The organism is Thermoflexus sp., from assembly GCF_042408365.1.
Taxonomy (GTDB): domain Bacteria; phylum Chloroflexota; class Anaerolineae; order Thermoflexales; family Thermoflexaceae; genus Thermoflexus.
On the sequence record NZ_JBHOQJ010000178.1, the window covers coordinates 1 to 4039 of the forward strand.

A 4039-nucleotide genomic window follows, 5' to 3' on the forward strand; every position below is an offset into this window, starting at 1 on the left:
TCCGATCTCGCTCTCGCCCCGCCCCTTTTCGGGCTCACATCCGTGGTCCCTCGGGCTGCGAAGAGCCCTGACTTCGGGACCTCTACAACAATCGAGGACCGCCTTTCCTGCTCCTTATTCGCTATCGCCTGCGCCCGATGAAGTCTCCGATTTCTCCTTCCCGGGGTTCTTGGACTTCCGGCTCTCGGTGATGTACCAGCCATCGCCCTTGAAGATGATGCCAGCGGGGGAGAACACCCGGCGCACACCCGGGTGGCCCTCCGGGCAGGTCTCGATGGGAGGATCCGTGAAGCGCTGTTGCTTCTCGAAGCGGAGGCCGCAGACCGGGCACTCATATTCGTAGATGGGCATCGCCCATCACCTCCTCAGGTCAAGGATTGCCGGGATTGCGCCGCTCGAAGCCACGCGAGGCCTTTCATATGAAGAAGCCGGGGCGGGTCGCGAAACCCGCCCCGGCGACCCCTTCCATTGGGGAAGGAGATCAGAACTCCTCGGACGGCGTCGGCGTGGTCTCCTTCTTCTTCTCCGGCACCTCGGTGACCAGGGCCTCGGTGGTGAGGATCATGGCGGCGACGCTGGCCGCGTTCTCCAAGGCCGTGCGGGTCACCTTGGCCGGGTCGATGATGCCCGCCTCCACCATATCCACATACTCGCCCCGCAGCACATCGTAGCCGATGTTCGGGTTGTTCTTCTCCTTCTGGAGGCGGCGCACCATCTCCGCCACCACCGCGCCGTCCTCGCCCGCGTTCTCGGCGATGCGCCGCAGCGGCTCCTCCAGGGCGCGGCGGACGATGTTGATGCCCGTCTGAATGTCGCCGTCGGCCTTCAAGTTATCCAGGGCCTTGGCGGCGTTGAGCAGGGCCACCCCGCCGCCGGGGACGATCCCCTCCTCCACCGCCGCGCGGGTCGCCGAGAGGGCGTCCTCGACGCGGTGCTTCTTCTCCTTGAGCTCGACCTCGGTGGCCGCGCCGACGCGGATGATGGCGACCCCGCCGGCCAGCTTGGCCAGCCGCTCCTGGAGCTTCTCGCGGTCGTAGTCGCTGGTGGTCTTCTCCATCTCGGCCTTGATCTGCTCGATGCGGCCCTTGATGGCCTTCGGGTCGCCCCGCCCGCCGATGATGGTGGTGTCATCCTTCGTCACCACCACCTTGTCCGCCCGGCCGAGGTCCGCGATGCGCACGTTCTCCAGCTTCCGGCCCAGCTCCTCGCTGATCACCTGGCCGCCGGTGAGGATGGCGATGTCCTGGAGCATCGCCTTGCGGCGCTCGCCGAAGCCCGGCGCCTTCACCGCCACGGCGTTGAAGATCCCCCGCAGCTTGTTCAGCACCAGGGTCGCCAACGCCTCGCCGTCCACGTCCTCGGCGATCACCAGCAAGGAGCGGGTCTCGCCCTCCTGGAGCACACGCTCCAGCACCGGGATGATGTCGGCAGCAGCGGAGATCTTCTTGTCATGGATCAGGATGTAGGGGTTCTCCAGCACCGCCTCCATCGTCTCGGGGTTGGTCACGAAGTAGGGCGAGATATAGCCCCGGTCGAACTGCATCCCCTCCACGTACTCGGTCTCGAAGGGGAGGCCCGTCTTGGACTCCTCCACCGTGATCACGCCGTCCTTGCCGACCTTATCCATCACCTCGGCGATGAGGTTCCCGATCTCCGGATCGGCCGAGGAGATGGCCGCCACATGGGCGATGTCGTCCTTGCTCTGGACCGGCTTGGCCATCCGCTTGATCTCCTCGACCACGGCCTTGACGGCCATCTCGATCCCCTTCTTGAGGAGCATCGGGTTGGCCCCCGCCGCCACGTTCTTCATCCCCTCCGTGACCATGACGTGGGCCAACACCGTCGCCGTGGTCGTCCCATCGCCGGCCACGTCGTTGGTCTTGGTCGCCGCCTCCTTGAGCAGCTGCACCCCCATGTTCTCATAGGGGTCCGGCAGCTCGATCTCCTTGGCCACGGTCACCCCATCGTGGGTGACGGACGGGGCCCCCCACTTCTTATCCAAGGCCACGTTCCGCCCCTTGGGCCCCAAGGTGGTTCCTACCGCAGCGGCCAGGACGTCGATGCCGCGCTTCAGGCGGCGGCGAGCCTCCTCCCCAAAAACCAGCTGCTTGGGCGCCATCTCTGATCACCTCCTTGATTTGTGGGATTTCAAGATCGCGGGGTTATTCCTCGATGATGGCCAGGATGTCGCTTTCCTTAAGGATCAACAGCTTGCGCGTGGTATCCACCTTGAACTCCGTGCCGGCGTACTTCGCGAAGAGCACCCGGTCGCCCACCTTCACCTCCATGGGGACCCGTTTGCCGTTCTCATCCACGCGCCCCGGGCCGACCGCGATCACACGGCCTTCCTGCGGGCGCTCCTTCGCGGTCTCCGGGAGGATGATGCCGCTGGGGGTCATCTCCTCCCGCTCAATCGGTTCCACCACCACCCGATCCGCAAGGGGTCGAAGCTTGATCTCCGCCATCGTCCCATCCTCCCAGGGGATAATTCAGAGATGAGCTGCCGAGAAGTCGATGGTTCTGGGGTGAGCCAGGTCGCCTGCAGTGGCCTTGCCCACCACCCCATTTCCCAAGCCGTGAGGGAAACCGGGAGTTCTACTTCACCTTTACTTTGATGGTCCGCGCCTTCACCGCTTCCGCCTTGGGCAGCCGCAGGGTCAGAACGCCATGCTCATATTCCGCCACCGCCCGGTCGGCCACCACCTCCACCGGAAGCACGAAGGACCGAGCGAAAGACCCGGCGCGCCGCTCCTGACGGATCCACGAGCCCTCCCGCGCCTCCTGCTCCTCCCGGAACTCCCCTCGGATGCTCACCGTGTTCCCGCTGACCGTCACCTCGAGGTCCTCCGGGCGAACGCCCGGCACCGCTGCCTTCACCACCACCTCATCCTTCGTTTCATAGATGTCCACCGCCGGCCACTCGAGGGGCCCCGCGAAGAGCAGCGAAGGACGGGAGAACGCCTCATCGAGGATTCGATCGATGGCCCGTCGAAGTGAGAAAACCTCCTGAAAGGGATCCCACCGACGGATCTCACCCGCCATCGCCAGACCTCCTCTTGTTCAAAGCGTGTACCTGGAGGCATCGCGTTGGAGGCCATGAGGCCGCCTTCGGCAACCCGCCCGCCCTCCCAAGCCGTCGGGGGGCTCGGCGAGACCGGGCCCGGGCGGAGAGCACTCCGAACAGCACCCATCATCATAAGTCAAGCTGCGTTAGAGCTGTGCAAGAGCCATATAAGAATTTCGTAAGAGCTCCCCTTCATGCCGCCCGGCGCACCGCCCCCTTCACCTTCAGGTTGTTCACCACGTTGCGAACCCCGCGGATCGATCGAACGATCTGCTCCGCGCGCTGTCGGGCCTCCTCGCTCGGAACCCATCCGGCCAGGGTCACATCCCCTTGAACGCTGGTCGCCAGCACGCGCGCCTGGGGCGGGCTGAGGTCCGGATCGGCGGCCAAACGCAGACCCAATTCGGCTTCGATCTCCGGATCCGACCTCAGATCGTTCTGCACCTCCCGCACGCCCGGGATCGAGCGGGCGATCGTCTCCGCCATCCGCTTCATCGCTGTCGAAGGCACCACGCCGTCCAGGATCACCCGTCCATCCCGGGCTTCCACCCGAATCAGATGGAAATTGACCCGGAGGGGATCATACCGGTAGAGCCGCTCCTCCACCTTCGCGCGCAGGGTCGCATCGTCCATGGCATCCATAGGCGTCGCTCCACGGAGGGTCGGAGAGATCGCTTCAACTTGCAGAACGAGCGAGCAGGCCGCTCCCCATCCGCTCCCTGCCCTGCCAATCCCTTCGGGAGGAGGTTATTCTTGGGACCGGCGCATGCCGAGGGCGAGGAAGGCGTAGTAGGCCAAGGTGGAGAGGGCCTGGGCCAGCGCCGCCACATAGGTGAGGGCCGCTGCTCCCAGCACCTCCCGCGCCCCGCCCGCTCCGCCTCCGTCCCCAGCAACCCGCTCGCCTCCAGCAGCCGCAGCGCCCGCCGGCTCGCATCCAGCTCCACCGGCAGCGTCACCAACGCAAAAACCGCCGCC

5 protein-coding genes and 1 pseudogene are annotated in these 4039 nt (G+C 65.6%); all 6 read right to left on the reverse strand.

All coding sequences use genetic code 11. The features are described from left to right. Positions 1-114: 114 nt before the first annotated feature. A complete protein-coding gene (locus tag ACFMO5_RS08260) occupies positions 115-351 on the reverse strand; it encodes an FmdB family zinc ribbon protein (protein WP_376792274.1) in 237 nt (78 codons plus the stop codon). Between the two features lie 130 nt (positions 352-481). Further along, positions 482-2119, reverse strand: coding sequence for a chaperonin GroEL (groL, locus tag ACFMO5_RS08265; protein WP_376792275.1), 1638 nt, complete (start codon positions 2117-2119; stop codon positions 482-484). Positions 2120-2162: 43 nt separating this feature from the next. Continuing rightward, on the reverse strand, positions 2163-2465 hold the full coding sequence (gene groES, locus ACFMO5_RS08270) for a co-chaperone GroES (protein ID WP_376792276.1): 303 nt from the start codon (positions 2463-2465) through the stop codon (positions 2163-2165). Positions 2466-2595: 130 nt separating this feature from the next. Then, a complete protein-coding gene (locus ACFMO5_RS08275) occupies positions 2596-3042 on the reverse strand; it encodes an Hsp20/alpha crystallin family protein (protein WP_376792277.1) in 447 nt (148 codons plus the stop codon). A gap of 214 nt (positions 3043-3256) precedes the next feature. Further along, positions 3257-3706, reverse strand: coding sequence for a BON domain-containing protein (locus ACFMO5_RS08280; RefSeq protein ID WP_376792278.1), 450 nt, complete (start codon positions 3704-3706; stop codon positions 3257-3259). Positions 3707-3811: 105 nt separating this feature from the next. Then, positions 3812-4039, reverse strand: a pseudogene (locus ACFMO5_RS08285) (zinc metallopeptidase); the annotation flags it as partial.

Coding starts and splice junctions, on each gene's coding strand:
- ACFMO5_RS08260 (WP_376792274.1), bottom strand. CDS start 351: ATGCCCATCTACGAATATGAGTGCCCGGTCTGCGGCCTCCGCTTCGAG.
- groL (WP_376792275.1), bottom strand. CDS start 2,119: ATGGCGCCCAAGCAGCTGGTTTTTGGGGAGGAGGCTCGCCGCCGCCTG.
- groES (WP_376792276.1), bottom strand. CDS start 2,465: ATGGCGGAGATCAAGCTTCGACCCCTTGCGGATCGGGTGGTGGTGGAA.
- ACFMO5_RS08275 (WP_376792277.1), bottom strand. CDS start 3,042: ATGGCGGGTGAGATCCGTCGGTGGGATCCCTTTCAGGAGGTTTTCTCA.
- ACFMO5_RS08280 (WP_376792278.1), bottom strand. CDS start 3,706: ATGGATGCCATGGACGATGCGACCCTGCGCGCGAAGGTGGAGGAGCGG.